At 71.7% G+C, this 20,450-nt stretch carries 20 protein-coding genes and 1 pseudogene; 17 read left to right on the forward strand and 4 right to left on the reverse strand.

All coding sequences use genetic code 11. From position 1 onward, the window contains the following. The first annotated feature begins 49 nt into the window (after positions 1-49). From ACIBQ1_RS33280 to ACIBQ1_RS33290, 3 genes are all read left to right on the forward strand, one after another. Positions 50-673 (forward strand): TetR family transcriptional regulator, encoded by a 624-nt coding sequence (locus tag ACIBQ1_RS33280; RefSeq protein WP_397283258.1) that lies wholly within the window; start codon positions 50-52, stop codon positions 671-673. Between the two features lie 235 nt (positions 674-908). Further along, complete coding sequence (locus ACIBQ1_RS33285; protein WP_397283468.1) at positions 909-2,531, forward strand: SulP family inorganic anion transporter; 1,623 nt, start codon at positions 909-911, stop codon at positions 2,529-2,531. Between the two features lie 154 nt (positions 2,532-2,685). Continuing rightward, positions 2,686-3,231 (forward strand): hypothetical protein, encoded by a 546-nt coding sequence (locus tag ACIBQ1_RS33290; RefSeq protein ID WP_397283259.1) that lies wholly within the window; start codon positions 2,686-2,688, stop codon positions 3,229-3,231. A 6-nt stretch (positions 3,232-3,237) separates the two neighbouring features. On the opposite strand, the gene ACIBQ1_RS33295 is transcribed toward ACIBQ1_RS33290, so the two are convergent. After that, positions 3,238-4,893, reverse strand: a complete 1,656-nt coding sequence (locus ACIBQ1_RS33295) for an acetolactate synthase large subunit (protein WP_397283260.1) — start codon at positions 4,891-4,893, stop codon at positions 3,238-3,240. A gap of 138 nt (positions 4,894-5,031) precedes the next feature. Here ACIBQ1_RS33295 and ACIBQ1_RS33300 point away from each other — a divergent pair, with 138 nt between their 5' ends. Both ACIBQ1_RS33300 and ACIBQ1_RS33305 read left to right on the forward strand, forming a co-directional pair. Further along, positions 5,032-5,748, forward strand: coding sequence for a BTAD domain-containing putative transcriptional regulator (locus tag ACIBQ1_RS33300; protein ID WP_397283261.1), 717 nt, complete (start codon positions 5,032-5,034; stop codon positions 5,746-5,748). A gap of 89 nt (positions 5,749-5,837) precedes the next feature. Then, the gene (locus ACIBQ1_RS33305; RefSeq protein ID WP_397283262.1) at positions 5,838-6,158 is read left to right on the forward strand and encodes a hypothetical protein; all 321 of its coding nucleotides are present in this window, start codon (positions 5,838-5,840) and stop codon (positions 6,156-6,158) included. A gap of 58 nt (positions 6,159-6,216) precedes the next feature. Here ACIBQ1_RS33305 and ACIBQ1_RS33310 read toward each other — a convergent pair whose 3' ends face one another. Then, positions 6,217-7,395 (reverse strand): cysteine desulfurase-like protein, encoded by a 1,179-nt coding sequence (locus tag ACIBQ1_RS33310; RefSeq protein WP_397283263.1) that lies wholly within the window; start codon positions 7,393-7,395, stop codon positions 6,217-6,219. Positions 7,396-7,404: 9 nt separating this feature from the next. On the opposite strand from ACIBQ1_RS33310, the gene ACIBQ1_RS33315 reads away from it, so the two are divergent. The 8 genes and pseudogenes from ACIBQ1_RS33315 (at position 7,405) to ACIBQ1_RS33350 (ending at position 14,809) form a co-directional block, all read left to right on the forward strand. Next, the gene (locus ACIBQ1_RS33315; protein WP_397283264.1) at positions 7,405-8,448 is read left to right on the forward strand and encodes a winged helix DNA-binding domain-containing protein; all 1,044 of its coding nucleotides are present in this window, start codon (positions 7,405-7,407) and stop codon (positions 8,446-8,448) included. 44 nt (positions 8,449-8,492) lie between these two features. Further along, positions 8,493-9,923: a wax ester/triacylglycerol synthase family O-acyltransferase gene (locus ACIBQ1_RS33320; protein WP_397283265.1), complete on the forward strand. Its 1,431-nt coding sequence runs from the start codon at positions 8,493-8,495 to the stop codon at positions 9,921-9,923. 165 nt (positions 9,924-10,088) lie between these two features. After that, on the forward strand, positions 10,089-10,409 hold the full coding sequence (locus tag ACIBQ1_RS33325) for a hypothetical protein (protein ID WP_397283266.1): 321 nt from the start codon (positions 10,089-10,091) through the stop codon (positions 10,407-10,409). A 175-nt stretch (positions 10,410-10,584) separates the two neighbouring features. Beyond that, a pseudogene (locus tag ACIBQ1_RS33330) lies at positions 10,585-11,565 on the forward strand (RNA polymerase sigma factor); the annotation flags it as partial. An 88-nt stretch (positions 11,566-11,653) separates the two neighbouring features. Further along, positions 11,654-12,412 carry a class I SAM-dependent methyltransferase gene (locus ACIBQ1_RS33335; RefSeq protein WP_397283267.1) on the forward strand — a complete coding sequence of 253 codons (759 nt, stop codon included), beginning with the start codon at positions 11,654-11,656 and terminating at the stop codon, positions 12,410-12,412. Positions 12,413-12,468: 56 nt separating this feature from the next. Beyond that, positions 12,469-13,416, forward strand: a complete 948-nt coding sequence (add, locus tag ACIBQ1_RS33340) for an adenosine deaminase (protein ID WP_397283268.1) — start codon at positions 12,469-12,471, stop codon at positions 13,414-13,416. Continuing rightward, positions 13,413-14,327: a phosphotransferase gene (locus tag ACIBQ1_RS33345; RefSeq protein ID WP_397283269.1), complete on the forward strand. Its 915-nt coding sequence runs from the start codon at positions 13,413-13,415 to the stop codon at positions 14,325-14,327. The genes add and ACIBQ1_RS33345 overlap by 4 nt, the downstream gene beginning before the upstream one ends. Positions 14,328-14,344: 17 nt before the next feature. Next, a complete protein-coding gene (locus tag ACIBQ1_RS33350) occupies positions 14,345-14,809 on the forward strand; it encodes a hypothetical protein (RefSeq protein WP_397283270.1) in 465 nt (154 codons plus the stop codon). Here the strand turns inward: ACIBQ1_RS33350 and ACIBQ1_RS33355 are convergent. Next, on the reverse strand, positions 14,806-14,940 hold the full coding sequence (locus ACIBQ1_RS33355; RefSeq protein ID WP_397283271.1) for a hypothetical protein: 135 nt from the start codon (positions 14,938-14,940) through the stop codon (positions 14,806-14,808). The two genes, ACIBQ1_RS33350 and ACIBQ1_RS33355, sit on opposite strands and share 4 nt — an antisense overlap. After that, positions 14,937-15,947, reverse strand: a complete 1,011-nt coding sequence (locus tag ACIBQ1_RS33360; RefSeq protein WP_397283272.1) for a LacI family DNA-binding transcriptional regulator — start codon at positions 15,945-15,947, stop codon at positions 14,937-14,939. The genes ACIBQ1_RS33355 and ACIBQ1_RS33360 overlap by 4 nt, the downstream gene beginning before the upstream one ends. A 231-nt stretch (positions 15,948-16,178) precedes the next feature. On the opposite strand from ACIBQ1_RS33360, the gene ACIBQ1_RS33365 reads away from it, so the two are divergent. From ACIBQ1_RS33365 to ACIBQ1_RS33380, 4 genes are all read left to right on the forward strand, one after another. Next, positions 16,179-16,532 carry a fibronectin type III-like domain-contianing protein gene (locus ACIBQ1_RS33365; protein WP_397283273.1) on the forward strand — a complete coding sequence of 118 codons (354 nt, stop codon included), beginning with the start codon at positions 16,179-16,181 and terminating at the stop codon, positions 16,530-16,532. Next, complete coding sequence (locus tag ACIBQ1_RS33370; RefSeq protein WP_397283274.1) at positions 16,529-17,467, forward strand: PmoA family protein; 939 nt, start codon at positions 16,529-16,531, stop codon at positions 17,465-17,467. Before ACIBQ1_RS33365 ends, ACIBQ1_RS33370 begins: the two co-directional genes overlap by 4 nt. A gap of 1 nt (position 17,468) precedes the next feature. Next, the gene (locus tag ACIBQ1_RS33375; RefSeq protein ID WP_397283275.1) at positions 17,469-19,484 is read left to right on the forward strand and encodes a beta-galactosidase; all 2,016 of its coding nucleotides are present in this window, start codon (positions 17,469-17,471) and stop codon (positions 19,482-19,484) included. A 332-nt stretch (positions 19,485-19,816) separates the two neighbouring features. After that, a complete protein-coding gene (locus ACIBQ1_RS33380) occupies positions 19,817-20,368 on the forward strand; it encodes a hypothetical protein (RefSeq protein ID WP_397283276.1) in 552 nt (183 codons plus the stop codon). The last annotated feature ends 82 nt before the right edge of the window (positions 20,369-20,450 follow it).

Consider the following 20,450-nt stretch of genomic DNA (forward strand, 5'->3'; position numbering starts at 1 on the left):
TAACTCGGTTAAGAGATTAACCAGGTTAACACTTTGATAGGGTGCGGTCATGACGGGACTTCGAGAGCTCCAGCGCCGGCGGGTCCACGACGCCATCTCGACGGCGGCCATCTCGCTCTTCCTGGAGCGCGGCTTCGACGAGGTGCCCGTGACGGAGGTCGCGGCGGCGGCGGGGGTGTCGAAGCCGACGCTGTTCAAGTACTTCCCGACCAAGGAAGACCTCGTGCTGCACCGGATCGCCGACCATCAGGGCGAGGCCGCCCGCGTCGTGCGGGGGCGGGAGCCGGGGGAGCGGCCGCTGGACGCGCTGCGCCGCCACTTCCTCGACGGGCTCGCCCGGCGCGACCCGGTCACCGGGCTCAACGACCATCCGGGAGTGGTGGCGTACCACCGGATGGTGTTCTCCACGCCGAGCCTGGCGGCGCGGGTGCTCCAGTACATGTCGCAGGACGAGCGGGCCCTGGCCGAGGCGCTCGCCGAGCTCGCCGACGACCTGACCGCGGAGCTGGTCGCGGGGCAGGTGCTGGCCGTGCAGCGGGTGCTCGCCCGGCGCAACTGGGAGCTGCTCGCCGAAGGCCGGCCGATGGCGGAGGTCGAGCGGGAGGCGATCCGGGCGGCCGGGCACGCGTTCTCGCTGCTGCCGGTGTTCACGCCTCGCGAACAGCCCGTTTAGGCAGGTGGCAAGCGGTGTACTTGATACCGTGACAGCCTCTTGACCAATTGCAAAAGTATGCAATTGGTACATCGCGGGGCGCTCTTTACTCGTTGGGAGTGATGGTGAGAGGACCTTTCACGCACCAAGACGGTTACATTTCCGGACCGACAGGTAACAGCTCGTGACCGGCGGGCTGACCCTGGCCTGGGGGCGGCTGCGCGCCGTGCTGCCGGAACGCGAGTCGCTGGCCGCCATGTGCCGCCGCCCCCGCCAGGACCTGCTCGCCGGTCTCACGGTGGCGGTCGTCGCGCTGCCGCTGGCGCTCGGGTTCGGCGTCTCCTCGGGGCTCGGCGCCGCGTCCGGGCTGGCCACGGCCATCGTCGCGGGGGCGCTGGCGGCCCTGCTCGGCGGCTCCGACCTGCAGGTCTCGGGCACGAGCGGCGCCATGACGGTGATGCTCATGCCGATCGTCGACGCCCACGGCGCCGCCGGCGTGCTCACCGTCGGCGTGCTGGCCGGGCTGCTGCTGGTCGCGCTGGGGCTGACCGGCTTCGGGCGCTACATGGCCGTGGTCCCCGCTCCGGTCGTGGCGGGGTTCACCGTCGGCATCGCCTGCGTGATCGGCCTGCAACAGGTGCCCCAGGCGCTCGGCGTCCCGCCCGAAAACAGCCACAAGGTCATGATCGTCGCCTGGCACGCCGTCCTCGACTTCCTCGCCCACCCGCACTGGTGGGCCACGTTCGTCGCCATCGCCGTGGCCGCGGTGGTGCTGGTGGCCGCACGCGTGCGGCCGAGCCTGCCGTTCGCGCTGCCCGCCGTGGCCATCGCCACCCTCGCCGCCGAGCAGGCCCAGCTGCCGCTGGCCAGGATCGGCGACCTGCCCGCCGGGCTGCCCGCGCCGTCGCTGGGGTTCCTGGACCTGGGCGCGCTGCCGTCCCTGATCGCCCCGGCCGTCGCGGTGGCCGCCCTGGCCGCGCTGGAGTCGCTGCTGTCGGCCAACGTCGCCGACGGCATGGCCGCCGGACGCCGCCACGACCCCGACAGGGAGCTGTTCGGGCAGGGCGTGGCCAACCTCGTCACCCCGCTGTTCGGCGGCATGCCCGGCACGGGCGCCATCGTCCGCACCGCGGTCAACGTGCGCTCCGGTGCCCAGTCCCGGCTGGCGGCGCTGGCCCACGCGGGCATCCTGGCCGCGATCGTCTACTCCGCGGCCGGGCTCGTCGCCCGGATCCCGCTGGCCGCGCTGGCCGGGGTCCTGCTGGCCACGTCGGTGCGCATGGTCGACACCGACGCCGTCAAGGCCATGTTCAGATCCACCCGGGCCGACGCCGTGGTCCTGGTGCTGACGGCCGTCGCCACCCTGACGCTCAACACGGTGGTGGCCGTCATCCTGGGCCTGGTGGTGGCGGGCGCGCTGGCCCTGCGCGCCATGGCGCGCAACGCCAGCCTCGACGCCGAGCCGCTCCGCCACGACCTGCAGCCCCATCACACGGAGGACGAGCACGCGCTGCTCGCCGAGCACATCGTCACCTACCGCCTGGCCGGGCCGCTGTTCTTCGCCGCGGCCCACCACTTCCTGACGGAGCTGTCGGAGGTGACGGACGTGTCCGTGGTGGTGCTGCGCATGTCCCGCGTCACCACCATCGACGCCAGCGGCGCGCTGGTCCTGGGCGACGCGATCGAGCGGCTGGAGGGGCGGGGCATCATGGTGTACGTCTCGGGCATCCCGGACGGCCACCACCAGCCGCTGGAGGCGCTGGGGGTGCTCGCGCGGCTGGACGAGGCGGGGCAGGTGTTCGCCACCACCGACGAGGCCATCGCCGCCGCCCGCGAGCGCCTCCACCACACGGGCGTCGTCCCTCCCCTGGCGGGCTGACACCCTTCCGGCCCGTTCCGGGCACCGCGCCCCCGGCCGCACACCCGCCGCCGGGGGAGCGGACCTCCATGGATGGGGACCAGATCACCAAGATTCCGGACGTCGAGCGCGCGAACCCTGTGCCGCCGGCCGGCCCACCGGCGACACTCGGCCCATGAAACAAGCCGCTCAACTGCCGGCCGTCGCCCAGCGCTGGCCCACCCTGCTGGGGCTGGGCTTCGCCGCCCTCAACCTCTTCGACTCCGAGGGCGGCCGCAGCCTGGCGTTCGTCGTCTTCCTGGCAGCGCTCATCTACCTGGGTACGGCGGTGCTCCGCAGGCCGGGCACGGTCTGGGCCCTGTTCATCGTCAGCACCGGGGCGTGGGTGGTGCTGGACAAGCTCGAGATCGATCCCTGGCCCGGCCTGATCGGCGGCGCGCTGTCCCTCGTCGTCCTCGGGCTGGCGGGCGGTCTGTTACGCGAGCCGTTGCTGATGGCGGCGCAGGTCCCGGCCATGCTGGTCTTCGGCGGGGCGGCGCTGCTGGCGCTGACCCTGTCGCCCCAGGCCGGCGCCTTCCTGGTCGCGGGGGCGCTGATCTGCCACGCCGTGCAGGACGTGCTCGTCTGGCGGGCCGAGCAGGTGGTGGCGCGGTCGATGGCGGAGTTCTGCATGGTCCTCGACTTCGCGCTCGGCGGCGGCATCATCCTGCTGAGCCTGTGAACCCGTTCAGAAGGGGCCGGTGAGCTCGCCGAGCTTGTCGGTCAGTCCCAGGTTCGCCGAATAGTCGACCGGCACCGCGATCACCGACACCACGTCGTCGGCCAGCGCCTTGCGCAGCGTCGGCAGCAGCTCGTCCGCGGCGTTGATCCGGTAGCCGCGCGCCCCGAAGCTCTCCGCGTACTTCACGAAGTCGGGGTTGCCGAACGCGACGTTGGAGTCGCGCCCCAGCTCCAGGTCCATCTTCCACTCGATCAGCCCGTACGCGCCGTCCTCCCACACCAGCACCACGAACGGGATCCGCTCCCGGACGGCGGTCTCCAGCTCCTGCGAGTTCATCAGGAACGCCCCGTCACCCGTCGCCGCCAGCACCCGGCGATGGGGGAAGGCCAGCTTGGCCGCCAGCGCCCCCGGCACCGAGAACCCCATGGACGACAGCCCGTTGGAGACCAGCATCGTGTTCGGCTCGTACGTCGGATACATGCGGGCCATCCACATCTTCACCGCCCCTGTGTCGGCCAGCACGATGTCGTCGCGCCCCATCGCCGCCCGGACGTCGGCCACGATCCGGCGCGGGGACAGCGGGAACCCGTCCTCCGAACGCCCCTGCTCCAGCTCCTCCCGCACCAGGCGGCGGATCTTCTCGCCGGTGCCGTTGATCTCGAAGCGCCGGTGCACGGCGTCCGCGAGCGCGTGCAGCGACCGCGAGATGTCCCCTTGGACGCCGACCGCCACCGGGTAGTGGTCGTCCACCTCGGCGGGGAACCGATGAATGTGAATGATCTTCTTGTCTCGCTGCGGGTTGATCTTGACCGGGTCGAACTCCTGGAGCTCGTACCCCACGCTGATCAGCACGTCCGCCTCGTCGAACCCGAAGTTCACGTAGTCGTGCCGCATGAACCCCACGGCCCCCAGCGCGTGCCGGTGGTCGTCGGGGAAGACGCCCTTGCCGTTGAACGTGGTCGCCACCGGCAGCCCGAGCCGCTCCGAGAAGCGGATCAGCGCCTGGGAGGCCCCGGCGCGCGTGGCCCCGTGCCCGGCCAGCACGATCGGCCGGCGCGCGGTGGCCAGCACGTCGGCCGCGCGGGCGATCTGCGCGGCGGAGGGGTCCTGGGGCCGCACCACGTTCACGGGGAGCGGCCGCAGGTCGGCGGGCACCGGCGCCGACTCGACGTCCTCGGGGATGGCCAGGTAGACGGCCCCGGGACGCTCGGTCTGGGCGGTCTTGAACGCCTTGCGGATCATCTCGGGCAGCGCCTGCGGCGACGGCGCGAGCTCCGACCACTTGGTTATCGGCCTGAACAGCGACACCAGGTCCACCACCTGGTGCGACTCCTTGTAGATGCGGTCGAGCCCGACCTGCGCGGTGATCGCCACCACGGGGGTGCTGTTGGTGGTGGCGTCGGCCACGCCGAGCTGCAGGTTGATCGCGCCGGGGCCGAGCGTGGCCGAGGCCACCCCCGCCCGGCCGGTCAGCCGGCCGTAGATCTCGGCCATGAACGCCGCGCCCTGCTCGTGCCGTACGAGGACGTAGCGGATGGAGGAGTCCTGGAGCGCGTCGACGAAGTGGATGTTCTCCTCGCCGGGGATGCCGAAGACGTACTCGACGCCTTCCGCCTCCAGGGCCTGCACGATGAGCCGGGCCGCGTCTGCCTGCGGGGACATGGACACGCCTTCTTTCCTGAGCGACTTCGTCCGTGAAAGCGCAGGAAGCTCCCAGTTCATTCCGGTGTTCCGGACCCGCCAGCGGGTATCTAAGCAGCGGCTCCCCGGACTGATCTCGCACCAGGAGAGGACCGGGGCATGGTGGAGCGACCTTTCCGTCTCGCGCTTCTGGGGGGCTTCCGGCTGCTGGCCGGGGACGAGCAGCTGGCCGTCTCCAACGGCTCCGAGCGGCTGCTCGCGTACATCGCCATCAGCCGCAGGACGGTGCACAGGAACGTGATGGCGACGACGCTCTGGCCCGACGCGCCGGAGCGGCGCGCGCAGGCCAACCTGCGTTCCGCGCTGAAACGCCTCGACGAGGTCGGACGGGCGCTGCTGCACGTCGGGGCGACCGAGATCGGGCTGGCCCCGGATGCGGGGGTGGACTTCGACGAGGCCCGGGCGCTGGCGCAGCGCCTCATCGACCCCACCGCTCGGGCCGAGGAGGCCGAGGTCGGCGCGCGGTCCGTCGAGGTGCTGGCCAACGGCCTGCTGCCCGGCTGGTACGAGGAATGGGTGCTGGCCGCCGCGGACGAATGGCACCAGCTGCGGCTGCACGCCCTGGAGGCCCTGTCGGCGATCTTCGTCGGGCAGCGGCGGTTCGCCGAGGCCGTGGCCGCCGCGAGCGTGGCCGCGCACGCGGACCCGCTGCGGGAGAGCGCGTGCGCCGCGCTCATCGAGGCGCACCTCGCGGAGGGCAACCAGGCCGAGGCGATCCGTCATTTCCGGATCCACGAGGAGAGCCTCCGGGCCGAGCTCGGCATCGAGCCGACCGCCAGACTGCACGAGCTGGTCGCCGGGCTGCGGGGCCGCTGAGCGTTTCAGGTCACGCTCTCGTCACGCTGACATCACGGCGCGGTGACACATCTCCCTCCACGCTGGGTGGTGACAGGAGGGAGACCGGAATGCGCATCAAGAAAAGCCTGATTCTGGCTGGTCCAGCGCTTCTCACCGCTGTCACACTCGGGCCCCTGACGACCCCATCGGCTCAGGCTCTCGCGGAGACCTCCGCGACGATCGCGCAGACGAGCACCCACGTCGCGAGCAAGCCACCCGAGAAGAGGAAGGCCAAGAAGCAGCAGTACAACAACGGCCGCTCGGCCGGCTACGCCGACGGCCGGGACGACTGCAGGAAGAAGCAGCCCTACAGCATGAAGTACTCCGGCGGCGGCGCCTACCAGAGGGGATTCGCCGACGGTTACAACTCGGGCTACCACAGCTGCTAGCGACCTTGGCCACCGAGCTGGACCCCACCCGCGCCCGCGGGGTGGGGTCCACCCCTGTTCAGCCCAGGCGGGCCACCCCGTCGAGCAGCCGGTCCACGTCGGAGCGGTCGTTGTAGTGGACCAGGCCCGCGCGTACGGCCCCGCCCGAGTCGCGGATGCCGAGCGCGCCGGTCAGCTCCCAGGCGTAGCTGTGACCGTTCCAGACGTTCACGTGAAGCCCGGCCAGGTGCTCGGCCACCTGGCGCGGGGCGCGGCCGGCCACGTTGAAGTAGGCGGTGGCGGTGCGCCTGACCGGTTTGCCGTACACCGTGACGTGCGGCATCGTCTCCAGCCCTTCGATCAGCACCGCGAACAGCGCCAGCTCGTGCTCCTCCGCCGCGGTCATCGAGGCCAGCAGCCGCTCGCGGCGGGTGCCCGTGCCCGGGACCATCGCGGCCAGGTGGTCCACGGCAGCCGTCACCCCGGCCAGGTCGGCGAAGGCCGCCGTCCCCGTCTCGAACCGCTGCGGCACCGTGTCGGGGGAGGGGGCCAGCTTGTCGGGCCGCAGCGTCTCCAGCAGCGCCGGGTCGGCCACGACCGCCCCGATGTGCGGGCCCGACCACTTGTACGCGCTCGTGGCGTAGAAGTCGGCGCCCAGGGCGCGCATGTCCACCGGGCCGTGCGGGGTGGCGTGCACGCCGTCCACATACATGAGCGCGCCCGCCCGGTGCGCCAGCCCGGCGATGGCGGCCACGTCGGGGCGGGTGCCGAGGATGTTGCTGGCCGCCGTCACCGCGACCAGCCGGGTGCGCGGGCCGATCAGGTCCGCGTACTGCTCCACCGGCAGTTCCCCGGTGACCGGGTCCACCTCGGCCCAGCGTACGGTGGCGCCGGTCTGGGTCCAGGGCCGGACGTTCGCGTCGTGGTCCAGCCTGGAGACCACGACCTCGTCGCCCGGCCCCGCGATGGCCCTGGCCAGCCGGTAGGTCATCGTGGTCATGTTCGGGCCGAGCAGCACGCCGTCGGGGTGGCCGCCGACCAGGTCGGCCACGGCCGCGCGGCAGGCCGCCACGATGGCGCCGGAGCGGTCGCTGGCGGGGAAGGCGCCGCCGATGTTGCCGATCCCGGCCCGGTAGGCGGCGGAGATGGCGTCGATCACCGGCTGCGGGGTCTGGGTGCCGGCCGCGCCGTCGAGGTAGGCGTAGCCGTCGTCCAGCGCGGGATAGGAGGAACGTACCAATTCAATAGGAAAAGGCATGATATGTAGATGCTCACCCTCAGAGACCTCAACCGGGCCACCCTGGCCCGCCAGCACCTTCTCGACCGGCACCGGGGTGACGTGGCCGGCGTGGTGCACCGGCTGGCCGGGCTGCAGGCGCAGGAGCCGCGGCCGCCGTACCTGGGGGTGTGGTCCCGGCTGGAGGGGTTCGCGCGGGACGACCTGCACGCGGCGCTGCACGCTCGCACGCTGGTGCGGGCCACCATGTGGCGAGCCACGCTGCACCTGGTGACCGCCGCGGACTTCGCCGCGTTCCGTCCGGTGGTGCGGCCCGTGCTGGCCGCCGCCGCGCGCCGCTTCGACGGTATCGACGTCGACGCGGTCGTGGCCGCCGCCGACCGGCTGCTGGCCGAGGGGCCAATGACCTTCAACGAGCTGCGGCCCAGGCTGCAGGAGGAGTTCCCCGGCGCGTACGACCGGGCGCTCGGATACGCCGTGCGCATGCTCACCCCGCTGATCATGGTGCCGACCGAGGACCGGTGGAGCTTCCCGCGCGAGTCCGCGTTCGCGCTGCCCGGCATCGCGCCGGAGCCCGCCGGCGTGGAGAGGCTGATCGAGCGCTACCTCGCCGCGTTCGGCCCGGCGACCCCCGCCGACGTGCAGACCTGGTCCGGGCTGGGCGGCCTCAAACGCGTCATGTCCGGCATGGAGCTGGAAAGGCTCACGGACTTCACGGGCAGGGAGCTGTACGACCTGCCCGGCGCGCCCAGGCCCGGCGGCGACGTGCCCGCCCCCGTGCGGTTCCTGCCCGACTTCGACACGCTGGTCCTGGGCCACGCCGACCGCGCCCGCGTGCTGGCCGACGAGTTCAAAGGCCAGGTCACCACCAGGAACCTGCGGGTCAAGGCGGTCTACCTGGTGGACGGCTTCGCCGCCGGGACGTGGCAGATCAAGCGCACCGCGAAGAAGGCCACGCTGCTCATCAGCCCGTTCACCTCGACCTCGCTCGACGTGCTGGAGGAGGAGGGGCTGCGGCTGCTGGCCTTCGCCGAGCCCGACGCCGCCCCCTCCCTTGAAGTGACCGAGCCTTGAAGTGACCGGCGGAGTCTGATTGGTTCGGGGCGGAGGTGTCACTCATGGCCCAGTTGACCGCCCTGGACGCGCAGTTCCTCCATTTCGAGACCGCGACCAACATCGCCAACATCGCCGGACTGGCCATCCTCGACGGCGACCTCAACCGCGCCGACCTCCAGGCCCTGCTGGAACGGCGGTTCCCGTACGTGCCCGCGCTGCGGCGCAAGCTGGCCCCCGTGCCGTTCGGGCTGGACCACCCGTACTGGGTGCAGGAGGACGATCTCGACCTCGACTACCACGTACGCGAGATCGGCCTGCCGCCGCCGGGCGACGACCGGCAGCTCGCCGACCAGGTCTCGCGGCTGCACGCCCGGCGGCTGGACCGGAGCCGGCCGCTGTGGGAGATCTACCTGATCCACGGGTTGTCCGGCGGGCGCATGGGCCTCTACACCAAGATCCATCACGCGGCCGTGGACGGGATCGGGGGCGCCGACGTCCTGGCGGCTCTCCTGGACGTCAGCCCGGCGCCGGCGCCGCCGCCCGCCGAGGAGCCCACGCGGGACGCCCCGGCTCCCGGGTCCGCGGAGATGGTGGCCCGCGGCCTGGCCCGGCTGGCCGGCAACCCCGCGCTCGCCCTGCGGTTCGCCGCCAAGGCCATCCCGCACCTGGACGAGATCCCCGTCGTGTCCTGGATCCCGGGCAGCCAGACCGTCTCCTCGCTCGCCCGGCGGCTGGCCGGGACCGGGCAGGCCCCCGAGCTGCCGGCGCTGCCCGCGCCGAGGACGCCGTTCAGCGGCCCCGTGTCGGGGCACCGGCGCTTCGCGTTCGTGTCGCTGCCGCTGGAGGAGATCAAGCGGGTGCGCAAGGCGTTCGGGGTCACCGTCAACGACGTCGTCATGGCGGTGTGCGCGGGCGCGCTGCGCACGTGGCTGGCCGCGCACGGCGGCGTCCCGCACCAGCCGCTGGTGGCCGGGGTGCCGTTCTCGCTGCGCGCCGCCGGGGTCGAGGGCCCCGGCAACCAGGTGGCGATCATGACGGCCCCGCTGGCCGTGCACGTCGAGGATCCCGTCGCCCGGCTGCACCACGTGCGGCACGCGATGCAGCGGATCAAGGACCGGTTCTCGCTGGCGCCCGCCCGCTGGCTGCGCGAGTTCAGCGAGTCGATGCCGGCCGCGCTCATGGGGCTGGCCTCGCGCTCGGCGTTCGGTCTCGTCGGGCAGACCGCGCCGCCGATCAACGTGGCCGTCTCGAACGTGCCGGGGCCGCAGTTCCCCCTGTACGTGTGCGGAGCGCGGCTGCTGACCCACTACCCGGTCTCGGTGATCACGGACGTGAGCGGCGGCGTGAACATCACCGCCTTCTCCTACGACGGCTCCCTCGACATCGGGGTCGTCACCGACCGGGAGATGGTGCCGGACGCCTGGGAACTGGCCGCAGACCTGCGCGCCGCCCTCGACGAGCTGCTGAACGCGGAAGCAACCTTGCCGCATTAGCGGCTCCTGAACCTCCGGGTGCTCACCCGCCCGCGGCTGCGGGACCTTCCTCGTCGGCGGAACTGTCGGTGGCATGTGGGACCTTGAGAACGGCGTGCCGGCGGAGCCGGCCGCCGAGGGGGCGCGCCTCATGGCCCTCGCCGGCGTCGAGGAAGGGAGCATCGCATGTCAACCGCCCGGGAGCTCTACGACGATCTGGTCTCCGAGCAGCTCGTCCGCCCGGAGGTGAGCCTGGGGCGCATGTTCCATTCCGAGGGCCTCAAGGTCAACGGCAAGGTGTTCGCCTTCTTCTCCAAGGAGCAGCGGGTCGTGGTCAAGCTCCCGGCCGCGCGGGCGGCCGAGCTGGTGGGCGAGGGCGCGGCCGACGAGATGGTCATGGCCGCCCGGCGGATGCGGGAGTGGGTGGCGCTGCGGACGCCCGACGAGGAGGCCTGGCGCGGCCTGCTGACGGAGGCCGCCGCCTACGTGGAGTCCCTGACCCGCTGACACGCTCGCCGAATGCCGGTCGGCTGGGGCCACTTACCGGGCCCCGTTGGGTAGTTTGGATAGAGGCGACCTGCCGGTCTCCCGCTTTCGCCGTTCCCTCAGAGCCGAGGTGCCGATGGTTCCAGCCCCCACGTCGTAGGTCCCCACGCTAAAGCGTCGTGCGTCCAAAGCGAGCGAGGAGTGTGTTTTGTCCGAAGCAGCAGAGGTTCTCGAACTCGACGACAACGTCGCCGGCGGTGGCGCGGCCGTCGGCGCCGACTCGGTCAAGGCTTATCTGAAGGAGATCGGCCGCGTGCCGCTGCTCACCGCGGAGCAGGAGATCGACCTGGCCAAGCGGATCGAGGCCGGGCTGTTCGCCCAGGAGCGGCTCGACACCGAGCCGTGCATGCCCGCCGATCTACGCGCCGACCTGGAGTGGATCGTCGAGGACGGTGAGCGCGCCAGGCGCCGCATGCTGGAGGCCAACCTGCGACTGGTCGTCTCCATCGCCAAGCGCTACACCGGCCGCGGCATGCTCTTCCTCGACCTGATCCAGGAGGGCAACCTGGGCCTGATCCGGACGATCGAGAAGTTCGACTACCGGCTGGGCTACAAGTTCTCCACGTACGCGACGTGGTGGATCAAGCAGGCCATCACCCGGGCCATGGCCGACCAGGCCCGGACGATCCGCATCCCCGTGCACATGGTCGAGCTGATCAACAAGGTCGCGCGGATGGAGCGCCGCCTGCAGACCGACCTCGGCCGCGAGCCCACGCCCGAGGAGCTGGCCAAGGAGTGCGAGCTCGAGGTCGACCGCGTCATCGAGGTCCAGGGCTACGGCCGCGAGCCGATCTCCCTGAGCACCCCGCTGGGCGAGGAGGGCGACAGCGAGTTCGGCGACCTCATCGAGGACACCGAGGCCGTCTCCCCGGCCGACGCCGTCTCGTTCACCCTGCTCCAGCAGCAGTTGCACGCCCTGCTCGACCAGCTCTCCGAGCGCGAGGCGGGCGTGATCAGCATGCGTTACGGCCTCAACGACGGCAAGCCGATGACCCTCGACGAGATCGGCCGCGTCTACGGCGTCACCCGCGAGCGCATCCGGCAGATCGAGGCCAAGACGATGTCCAAGCTCCGCCACCCGTCCCGGTCCCTGGCGCTGCGCGACTACCTGAGCTGACCCGTGACTGAAAGGCTGCGCAAACGGATACCCAAGACTGTCGCCACGGGCCTGTGGGGGCGGGGAGGGGTGTCCTAGATTCCCAGGGGTGAAACGCTCCCGATCGAGCCTGGTCCACCAACTCACGTACGCGGTCAAGAACCCGGACCGGATCGCGCCCCACCTGCGGCGGCTGGCCCGCGACACCTGGCTGCGGCTGCGTACGCGTGACCACGTCGCCTACTACCGGGCCGTCATGAAGTCCGACACCGCGCGGGATCCCGAGGGCGCGGTCGGCTCGCACACGCACAGACGGTGGCTGGCGCTGGGGCGCATGCAGTTCGACTACCTGGTGGAGCACGGGCTCAAGCCGGAATGCCGGATGCTGGAGATCGGGTGCGGCAACCTGCGCGCCGGTCGGCTGTTCATCGACTACCTGCACACCGGAAACTACTACGGCATCGACATCTCGCCCGACATCCTCATGGCGGCCCAGGACACGCTCGTCGAACACGGGCTCAACCACAAGCTGCCCCACCTGACGCCCGTCCGCGACCTGCGCTTCGCCTTCCTGCCCGGCGAGCACTTCGACGTCGTCCACGCGCACAGCGTCTTCTCGCACTCGCCGCTGCACGTCATCGAGGAGTGCTTCGCCCACGTGGGGCGGGTCATGAAGCCGGCCGCCTGGTTCGACTTCACCTTCGACCGGACCGAGGGCAAGGAGCACCAGGTGCTGCGGGAGGACTTCTACTACCGCACCGAGACGCTCGTGGCGCTGGCCGCCAGGTACGGGCTGCGGGCGACGTTCATGGACGACTGGGAGCGCGGGCCGCACAAGCAGTCGAAGATCCGCATCACCAAGGGCTGATCGCCCGGGGAATATCCGGCTGCATATGCCCCGGGCCCTCCCATAATGTGTGGGACGTGAGAGACGTACGGGCTCTGCCCAAGGCCCACCTGCATGTTCACCTGGAAAGCACCGTTCGGCCGGGGACCGTGCGCGAGCTGGGCGGGAGGCCCGAGCGCAGCGAGCTGTTCACGAGCTTCAGGGAGTTCGGCGACGAGCGGGCGCGGGTGCGGGAGCTGCTGCGCACCCCCGAGCACTTCCGGCGGATCGCGGTGGAGTTCTGCGAGGACGAGGCCGCCCAGGGCACCCGCTACGTCGAGGTGACCTTCACCGCCGCCTCCCACGGGGAGCGGGTGGGGGAGCCGGAGATGCCGCTGGAGGCGGTGCTCGAAGGGATGGCCGAGGGCTCCGCCCGCTACGGGATCGAGTACAACGTGCTGCTCGACCACTCCAGGCGGCGGCCGGTGGAGCGGCTGTGGCGCACGTTCAAGCTGGCCGGCAGCTACGACCGGGTGATCGGCCTGGGGCTGGCCGGCGACGAGAGCCACCCGCTGGCGCCGTTCGCGGAGGTGTTCGACGCGGCCAGGGACGCGGGGCTGCACCTGGTGCACCACGCGGGCGAGGCCGCCGGGGCCGCCAGCATCCGCGAGGCGCTCCACCTGGGGCACGCCGAGCGTCTCGGGCACGGCATCCGGGTGCTGGACGACGCCGAGCTGGTGGCCGAGGTACGCGAGCGCGGGACCCCGCTGGAGGTCTGCCCCACCTCCAACGTCCTGCTCGGCCTGGTCCCCTCCCTGCCCGAGCACCCGCTGCCCCGCCTTCGGGAGGCGGGGCTGGTGGTCACGATCAACACCGACGGGGAGACGGCCCTGGCCGACGAGTACGCCCGGCTGCGGGAGGTGTTCGGGTACGGGGACGAGGACCTGGCGGATCTGGCCCGGGCCTCGATCAACGCGTCCTTCGCCCCGGATCCCGTCAAGACGCGGCTCCGCGCGGAGGTGGACGCCTGGCTCGCCGCCGGGTGACCGACGTGCTGCCCGAGCCCGTGCCGGCCGAACCTGTGCTGTCCGAGCCTGTGCTGGCCGACGTTCTCGGGCGGCCGGGCGGGGCGGTGGTGACGTGCCGCGCCGAGCCGATCGGGGCAGGCACCGGGGCGGCGACCGGCGCCGTGACCCGGCTGTCGGGCGTGGCCCGGTGCGACGGCGAGGAGGTGGCGTTCCGCGTCGTGCGCAAGGAGGTCCGGCCCCTGCGCGGCGGGCGGCACGCCCCGTACGCCGGTGATCCCCGTCACTGGGCGTACTGGCGGCGTGAGCCCCTGGCCTACCGGAGCGGCCTGCTCCCCGCCGGGCCCGGGCTGGCCGCGCCCCGCTGCCATGGTGTCGTGGGCGACGTGGTCTACCTGGCTGAGGTCGAGGGCGGGCCCGAGTCGCCCCGGACGGCGGCGCGCAGGCTGGGAGCCTGGCAGGCGGCCGCGGCGGTGCCCGACGTGCCGTGGCTGGCCGGCCACCAGCTCGCGCAGCGGCTCGCGGCCGGCGAGTGGACCCCCGTGGACGCCGACCCGCGGGTGGCCCGGCTGTGGCGGCGGCAGGACGAACTGCTCGGAGCCCTGGCCCGGCTGCCGGTCGTCCTGACGCACGGCGACTTCTCCGACGGGAACCTGATCGCCGCACGCGACACGACCGTGGCGCTCGACTGGGCCACGCTCGGCGCGGCGCCCGTCGGGGCGGACCTGGCGGCGCTGGCGCTGAGCACGTTCGCGGATCCGGTGGACGACTACCTGGCCGGGGCGGCGGGGCGGTTCGGGCGGGCGGACGTCGAGCTGGGCTACCGGGCGACGCTCGCGCTGACGGGGGCCGGGCGGGTGCACTGGATGTTGTCGCGCGGCCTGCGGCTGCCCGACGGGTACGAGGAGTTCATCTTGTCCCGGGCGCCGTGAATGAGAAGCTGGCGAGCATGGACTTAGCGAATGCCGGCCCGCCGAACGCGGCTCAGCGGCTGCCCGAACGGGTGGTCGTCGCGGGGGTGGCCGGGGCGATCCTGCCGTTCCTGCACTTGGGGTGGGCGCTGCTCGCGTCCGCCCTGGCGGACGAGTCCCAGTGCGGGCACTACTTCGGGTGCGTCGGGCAGTTCGTGGCGGCCTGGGAGATGGGGCGCTGGCTCGTGCCGGTGCTGGCCTGGCCGCTGCTCCATCTCCTGCGCGTCCGGCCCGCGTGGCACGTCGCGCTCGCGGCCCCGCTGTTCCTGGTGCCGTTCTGGGAGCTCACCGCCGGCTCGGTTGGCCTGTTGGTCGTGCTGAGCAGCGTGCTCGCGTACCCGTTCGCCGCCCTGGTGACCGCGCCGGGCTCCTCCTGGCGGCAGCGCGGCCTGGGCGTGGCGCTGTTCCTCCTGGTCTGCGGCGCCCTCGTCCTGACCGGTTAGGCCACCCGGCCGTTGCCGGGCCGTACGCGGTGGAGCTCCAGGCCGACGTCCACCACCTCGGGCCGCTCCAGGCCGGCCACCTCGTCGAGGGGCACCCACGCGGACACGCGCAGCTCTTCGGTGACGATCACGATGCGGGACGCGTGGTGCTGCTGCGGACGATGAGGCTGGTGGCGAGCTCTATGCGCGTCCCGACCGGGCCCCGCGGATGGGTCAGCTCCTCCGAGATGAGGCGGACCGCCTCGTTGGCCATGTCGTCGAGGGGCTGGCGGACCGTGGTGAGCGGCGGCGACATCATCTCGCACCACGTGGAGTCGTCGAAGCCCACCACGGACAGCTCGTCCGGCACCCGGATCCCGCGCTCGGTGGCCGCCTGGTAGACGCCGGCCGCCTGCATGTCGGAGCCGGCGAAGATGGCCGTGGGCCGGTCGGGGCGGTCGAGGAGCTCGGCCCCGAACTCCTTGCCGCCGGAGATCAGGAAGTCGCCGTAACGGGTCAGCCCGGGGTCGGGGTCGATCCCGAACGTGCGGTGCGCCGCCAGGTAGCCCTCGTACCGGTCGAGCGTGCACTGCGTGTCGAGCGGCCCGCCGATGAAGCCGATCCTGGTGTGCCCCAGCTCCAGCAGGTGGGTCGTGGCCATGACGCCGCCCGACCAGTTCGTGGCGCCGACGGTGGAGATGCGCGGATCGCGCTTGCCCACCGGGTCGAGCAGCACCAGGGGCACGTGCAGGAGCTCCTCAATGGCCGCGATCTCCTCCTGGTTGGCCCGCGACAGCACCAGCACGATGCCGTCGGTGCTGCGCTTGCGCACGATCCCGATCCAGCGCCGCAGGTCGAAGTCGGCCCGCGCGGACGAGGTCACCACGAGCGAGAACCCCCACCGCGCGGCCGCCTGCTCCGCCCCCCTGATGAGGACCTGGGCCCACGGGGAGCCGAGCCCGTCTATGAGCAGGTCGACGAGGCCGGCCCGGGGCGTGCTCGGCGGGCGCGGGGCCTCGTATCCGAAGGCCCTGACCGCTTCCAGCACCTTGTCCCTGGTGGCGGTGGAGACGTGCTTCTTCCCGCTCAGGACCTTGGAGACCGTCGGCACGGACACTCCGGCGGCGGCGGCGACGTCCGCCAGCGTTGCTCGAGCCACAGGACCTCCGAGTTGCAACTTTCGGAAACACCTCAAAGCGGCAGGTTGCCCGCTGACCTGGTGCAGACCGCTACCCGATCAGCGCTGTTGACATCGCCGCAGGCCCGAGCCTACCGTAACCCTTCGGCAATGTCACGGTAATCTTTCGGAAAGTATGCCAGAAACTTTCCGACGGCGAGGGGTGTATGAACCGGGTCGAGGAGCTGCTCGCGGACATGTCGCTCGGCCGTCGTGCGCGACGCCGGGGAGCGCGCCGGGGCGGAGGTGGTCCAGCTGTACGCCTCCGATAAGGTCGCCTCGGTGACCCGGCCCGTCGTCCGGCTCGTCGGGTTCGCCCGGGTCGAGCCGGCCCCCGGCGAGAGCGCGAAGGCCGGCTTCGACGTGCCGGCCAGGTTGCCGGCGTTCACCGGACGGGACGGGAGGCGCGTGGTCGAGCCCGGCGAGATCGGCCTGTCCGTACGCGGCTCCGTCGCCGAGCCGATCGCCGGGCGGCCCGTCGACCTGACCGGCCCCGTGTACGAGATCACCGGCTCCGAGAGGCGGCTGACCGCCGTGTCCGCCGAGCCCGGAAAGGACGACCGATGACCGAGCCGACCGGGGGCCTGCGCCTCACCGACGAGCGCGGGCGCGGCCTGACGCTCACCCACGACGGCGTGGACCTCTTCCGGTACGTCTACGGTCCGTGGGACCGGCAGCTGGAGTCCCCGCGCCCGTACTTCCACCCGCTGCGCACCCTCTCGGGGCGCCTCGTGTCGCTCTACCGCCCCTGGGACCACGTCTGGCACAAGGGCATCGCCTGGTCCCTGCCCAACGTGGGCGCCCAGAACTTCTGGGGCGGCGTCACGTACGTGCGCGGGCGCGGCTACGTGCAGGAGGACAACAACGGCGCCATCGTCCACACCGGTTTCGACACGATCGACGCCGGGGACGACCGCGTCACCGTGCGCGAGTCGCTGACGTGGGTGGCCAGCACCGGCGAGCCCTGGTTCACCGAGCGGCGGACCTTCGGCGCGCTCGTCGAGCGCGACTCCTGGACGCTGGCCTACGCCACCGAGTTCACCAACGTCTCCGGCGCCACCGTGCCGATCGGCAGCCCCACGACCGAGGGGCGGCCCAACGCCGGGTACGGCGGGCTGTTCTGGCGCGGGCCCCGGTCGTTCAGCGACGGGCGCGTCTACATGGAGGGGCGCCAGGGCGGTGACGAGCTGATGGGCGAGCGCGGCCGGTGGCTCGCCTACGCGGGCGACCACGACGAGGACGACGTGGCCTCCACGCTCGTGTTCGTGGACGACTCCGGCGCCGAGCAGGTCCAGTGGTTCGTGCGCAGCGGGATGTACGCCTGCGTCTGCCCCGCCCCGTTCTTCGACGTCGTACGCCCGGTGGAGCCGGGGGCGTCGCTGGCCTTCCGGTACGCGGTCACCTTCGCCGACGGCGACACCGGCCCCGACGGCGCGGCCCGCGTGGCCGCGGCGACCGCCGGGATCACGTCGAGGATCCTCCCCTCTCTACAGGAGCAGTGAAATGTCGCGCTTGGATGCTTTCAGGAACCGAATCGGGGGCTTCGCCTACGGCGGCGACTACAACCCGGAGCAGTGGGACCCCGCCGTGTGGCGGGAGGACGTCCGGCTCATGCGTGAGGCCGGCGTCAACATCGTCTCCCTCGGCGTCTTCGCGTGGGCGTCCCTGGAGCCGGAGCCGGGCAAGTACGAGTTCGGCTGGCTGGACGAGATCATGGACCTCCTCCACGAGAACGGCGTCAGCGTCAACCTGGCCACCCCGACGGCGGCCCCGCCCGTCTGGCTCACGCACCTGCACCCCGAGGTGTTCCCGGTCATGGCCGACGGGGAGCGGTTCGGGTTCGGCAACCGGCTGCACTACGATCCGTCGTCACCCATTTACCGCGAGTACGCGGCGAACATCACCACCAAGCTCGCCGAGCGCTACTCGTTCCATCCGGCGCTGGCGATGTGGCACATCTCCAACGAGTACGGGCCCACGGCCTACAACGAGGCCGCCTCGGTCAACTTCCGGCGCTGGCTGCAGCGCCGCTACGGCGACCTGGAGACCCTGAACGAGGCGTGGTACACCCGCTTCTGGAGCCAGAGCTACACCGACTGGGACCAGGTCGAGGTGCCGCACATCCCGCGCACCTGGATGAACCCCGCCCGCCGCCTCGACTTCAAGCGCTTCACCTCCGACGCGCTCCTCGAGTGCTACATCGCCGAGCGGGACATCGTCCGCTCCTTCCGCGACGACCTCCCGGTCCTGACGAACTTCATGCGCTTCTTCAAGCACGCCGACTACTGGAAGTGGGCGCCCGAGGAGGACGCGGTCGCGCTCGACATCTACCCCAACCCCGCCGACGCCGACTCGCACGTCTCGGCGGCCTTCCAGTACGACCTGTTCCGCTCGCTCAAGGGCGGCCGGCCGTGGCTGCTCATGGAGCAGGCGGCCAGCGCGGTCAGCCAGTGGCAGCTCAACGTCGTCAAGGAGCCCGGCCGGATGCGGCTCGGCTCGCTGCAGGCGGTGTCGCGGGCGGCGGACTCGGTGATGTTCTTCCAGTGGCGGGCCGGCCGCGGCGGGCAGGAGCGCTTCCACTCGGCGATGCTGCCGCACTCCGGGCCGGACTCGCGCACCTTCCGGGAGATCGTGGACCTGGGGCGGGAGATGAAGCTGCTCGCTCCCGTGGCCGGGACGACCTCGCGTGCCGAGATCGCCGCCCTGTTCGACTGGGACGGCTGGTGGGGGCTGGAGGAGACCGCGGGGCTGCCGCGCCAGGACTTCAGCTACCCGGACACGGTCATGCGGCACTACACGCCGCTGTGGTCGAACCACCTCCCGGTGGACGTCGTGTCCGCGTCGTCCTCGCTGGACGGGTACAAGGTGCTGGTGGTGCCGAACGCGTACCTGATCGACGACGAGGGAGTGCGGCGGATCACCGAGTTCGCCGAGAAGGGCGGGACGGTCGTCATGTCGTTCTTCTCCGGCGTGGTCGACGAGTGCAACCGGGTGCGGCCCGACGGCTATCCGGGCGCGTTCCGGCGGCTCATCGGGGCCAAGGTGGACGAGTACTGGCCCGCGCGGCCGGACGAGGTCTTCTCCGTGGAGTTCGCCGACGGGCGGCGGACGACCTCGACCTGGTGGCGCGACGACCTGCACCTGGAGACCGGCACGGCCCTGGCCACCTACGGCGACGGCCTGCTGGCCGGCCGGGCCGCCGTGGTGGAGAACCGCTTCGGCGCGGGGCGCGTCGTGTACTTCGCCACCCTCCTGGACCAGGAGGCCTTCGACGCCGAGCTGCTCGCGGCCGTGTCGGCGGCGGGAGTCCGGTCGCCGTTCCCGGACGCTCCCTCCCACGTGGAGTGCTCCGTGCGGGGGGACGACGAGCACGAGTACGTGTTCCTGCTCAACCACAGCGGCGAGCTGAGCGCGTCGGTCCCGTTCGAGGGGGAGGGGACGGACCTGCTCACCGGGCGGGCGGTGTCGGGTGCGGTGGAGCTGGCGCCGCTGGGCGCGGCGGTGATCCGGCGCGCCTGACGCTCTCTCGTACGTCCCGGCGGGCCTGGCCTGCCGGGACGTTCCTGACTGAAGGCTTTACCCCAAACGTAGATCTATGTCCGTTTCATGGGGTTTCGTTTGCCTTTGTCCGTTTCGATGGGTAGCTTGGTAGTCGTTACCGGCGAGTGACCTGGACCTTACCAACCCGGAAGGCGCCACTCGTCCGGACTCCGGATCCATCTCCCCGGATCCAACGCTCCACGCAGTGCTCATGAGGCGTCACCGCCCGGCTGCGTGAGTCAAGAGCGTATGCCCTGTCGTCTAACGAAGGACCCCGCCTGCTTATGTCTGCTCGCCTGCACTCTATCGCCATGCTCACCGCTACTGTGCTGACCGCCGTGGCCGTCGGCTCGCCCGCGGCGCACGCTGACGCCGAGGCCGGCAGCACGATCACCCAGACGGCCGTGCTCCAGGGCTCGACCACCGCGTCGTACTTCTGGGACGACTCCTCCGGCCGCGCCGGTGACACCGGACTGCCCGCCGCCGGAAAGCCCATGCAGAAGGGTCTGGCCGCCAGCCCGAGCTGGCCGCTCATGACCGAGGGCTACGTCGTCTACAAGGGCAAGAAGCTCCCGTTCTTCGTCGGAGACCGCGGTCCCGGCAACCCCTCCAACACCGGCGTGATGCTCGACCTGGACGCCAAGACGTTCGCCGAGCTGACCGGCGGCACGTTCAACCCGGACACCCTGGCCGTGGACGGCGTCGCCGGCGCGGGCCACATCAAGGTCGACTACATCGTGACCAAGTGGGGCGACGGCGTCGGCAAGAAGAACTACCCGGTCGCCTACTCCACCGGCGCCTGGGCCGAGCGCGACAGCCGCCCCGTCGTCCAGCAGGTGTCGGTCAAGCTCCCCGCGAACTGAGCTCGCCTTCCCCCGAAGGGCACCCCTGACCAGGGGTGCCCTTTTCGCGTGCCGGTATCGTGCTGCGGACGATCTACCCGCA

Origin of the sequence: Nonomuraea sp. NPDC050153 (genome assembly GCF_044460125.1) — a bacterium.
Taxonomy (GTDB): Bacteria; Actinomycetota; Actinomycetes; order Streptosporangiales; family Streptosporangiaceae; genus Nonomuraea.

Bases quoted from the DNA above. Each gene is read 5' to 3' on its own strand.
- ACIBQ1_RS33300 (WP_397283261.1), top strand. From the start codon at position 5,032: ATGGTGGAGCGACCTTTCCGTCTCGCGCTTCTGGGGGGCTTCCGGCTG.
- ACIBQ1_RS33310 (WP_397283263.1), bottom strand. From the start codon at position 7,395: ATGCCTTTTCCTATTGAATTGGTACGTTCCTCCTATCCCGCGCTGGAC.
- ACIBQ1_RS33280 (WP_397283258.1), top strand. From the start codon at position 50: ATGACGGGACTTCGAGAGCTCCAGCGCCGGCGGGTCCACGACGCCATC.
- ACIBQ1_RS33325 (WP_397283266.1), top strand. From the start codon at position 10,089: ATGTCAACCGCCCGGGAGCTCTACGACGATCTGGTCTCCGAGCAGCTC.
- ACIBQ1_RS33315 (WP_397283264.1), top strand. From the start codon at position 7,405: ATGCTCACCCTCAGAGACCTCAACCGGGCCACCCTGGCCCGCCAGCAC.
- ACIBQ1_RS33380 (WP_397283276.1), top strand. From the start codon at position 19,817: ATGCTCACCGCTACTGTGCTGACCGCCGTGGCCGTCGGCTCGCCCGCG.
- ACIBQ1_RS33290 (WP_397283259.1), top strand. From the start codon at position 2,686: ATGAAACAAGCCGCTCAACTGCCGGCCGTCGCCCAGCGCTGGCCCACC.
- ACIBQ1_RS33295 (WP_397283260.1), bottom strand. From the start codon at position 4,893: ATGTCCCCGCAGGCAGACGCGGCCCGGCTCATCGTGCAGGCCCTGGAG.
- ACIBQ1_RS33350 (WP_397283270.1), top strand. From the start codon at position 14,345: ATGGACTTAGCGAATGCCGGCCCGCCGAACGCGGCTCAGCGGCTGCCC.
- ACIBQ1_RS33320 (WP_397283265.1), top strand. From the start codon at position 8,493: ATGGCCCAGTTGACCGCCCTGGACGCGCAGTTCCTCCATTTCGAGACC.
- ACIBQ1_RS33370 (WP_397283274.1), top strand. From the start codon at position 16,529: ATGACCGAGCCGACCGGGGGCCTGCGCCTCACCGACGAGCGCGGGCGC.
- ACIBQ1_RS33285 (WP_397283468.1), top strand. From the start codon at position 909: ATGTGCCGCCGCCCCCGCCAGGACCTGCTCGCCGGTCTCACGGTGGCG.
- ACIBQ1_RS33375 (WP_397283275.1), top strand. From the start codon at position 17,469: ATGTCGCGCTTGGATGCTTTCAGGAACCGAATCGGGGGCTTCGCCTAC.
- ACIBQ1_RS33305 (WP_397283262.1), top strand. From the start codon at position 5,838: ATGCGCATCAAGAAAAGCCTGATTCTGGCTGGTCCAGCGCTTCTCACC.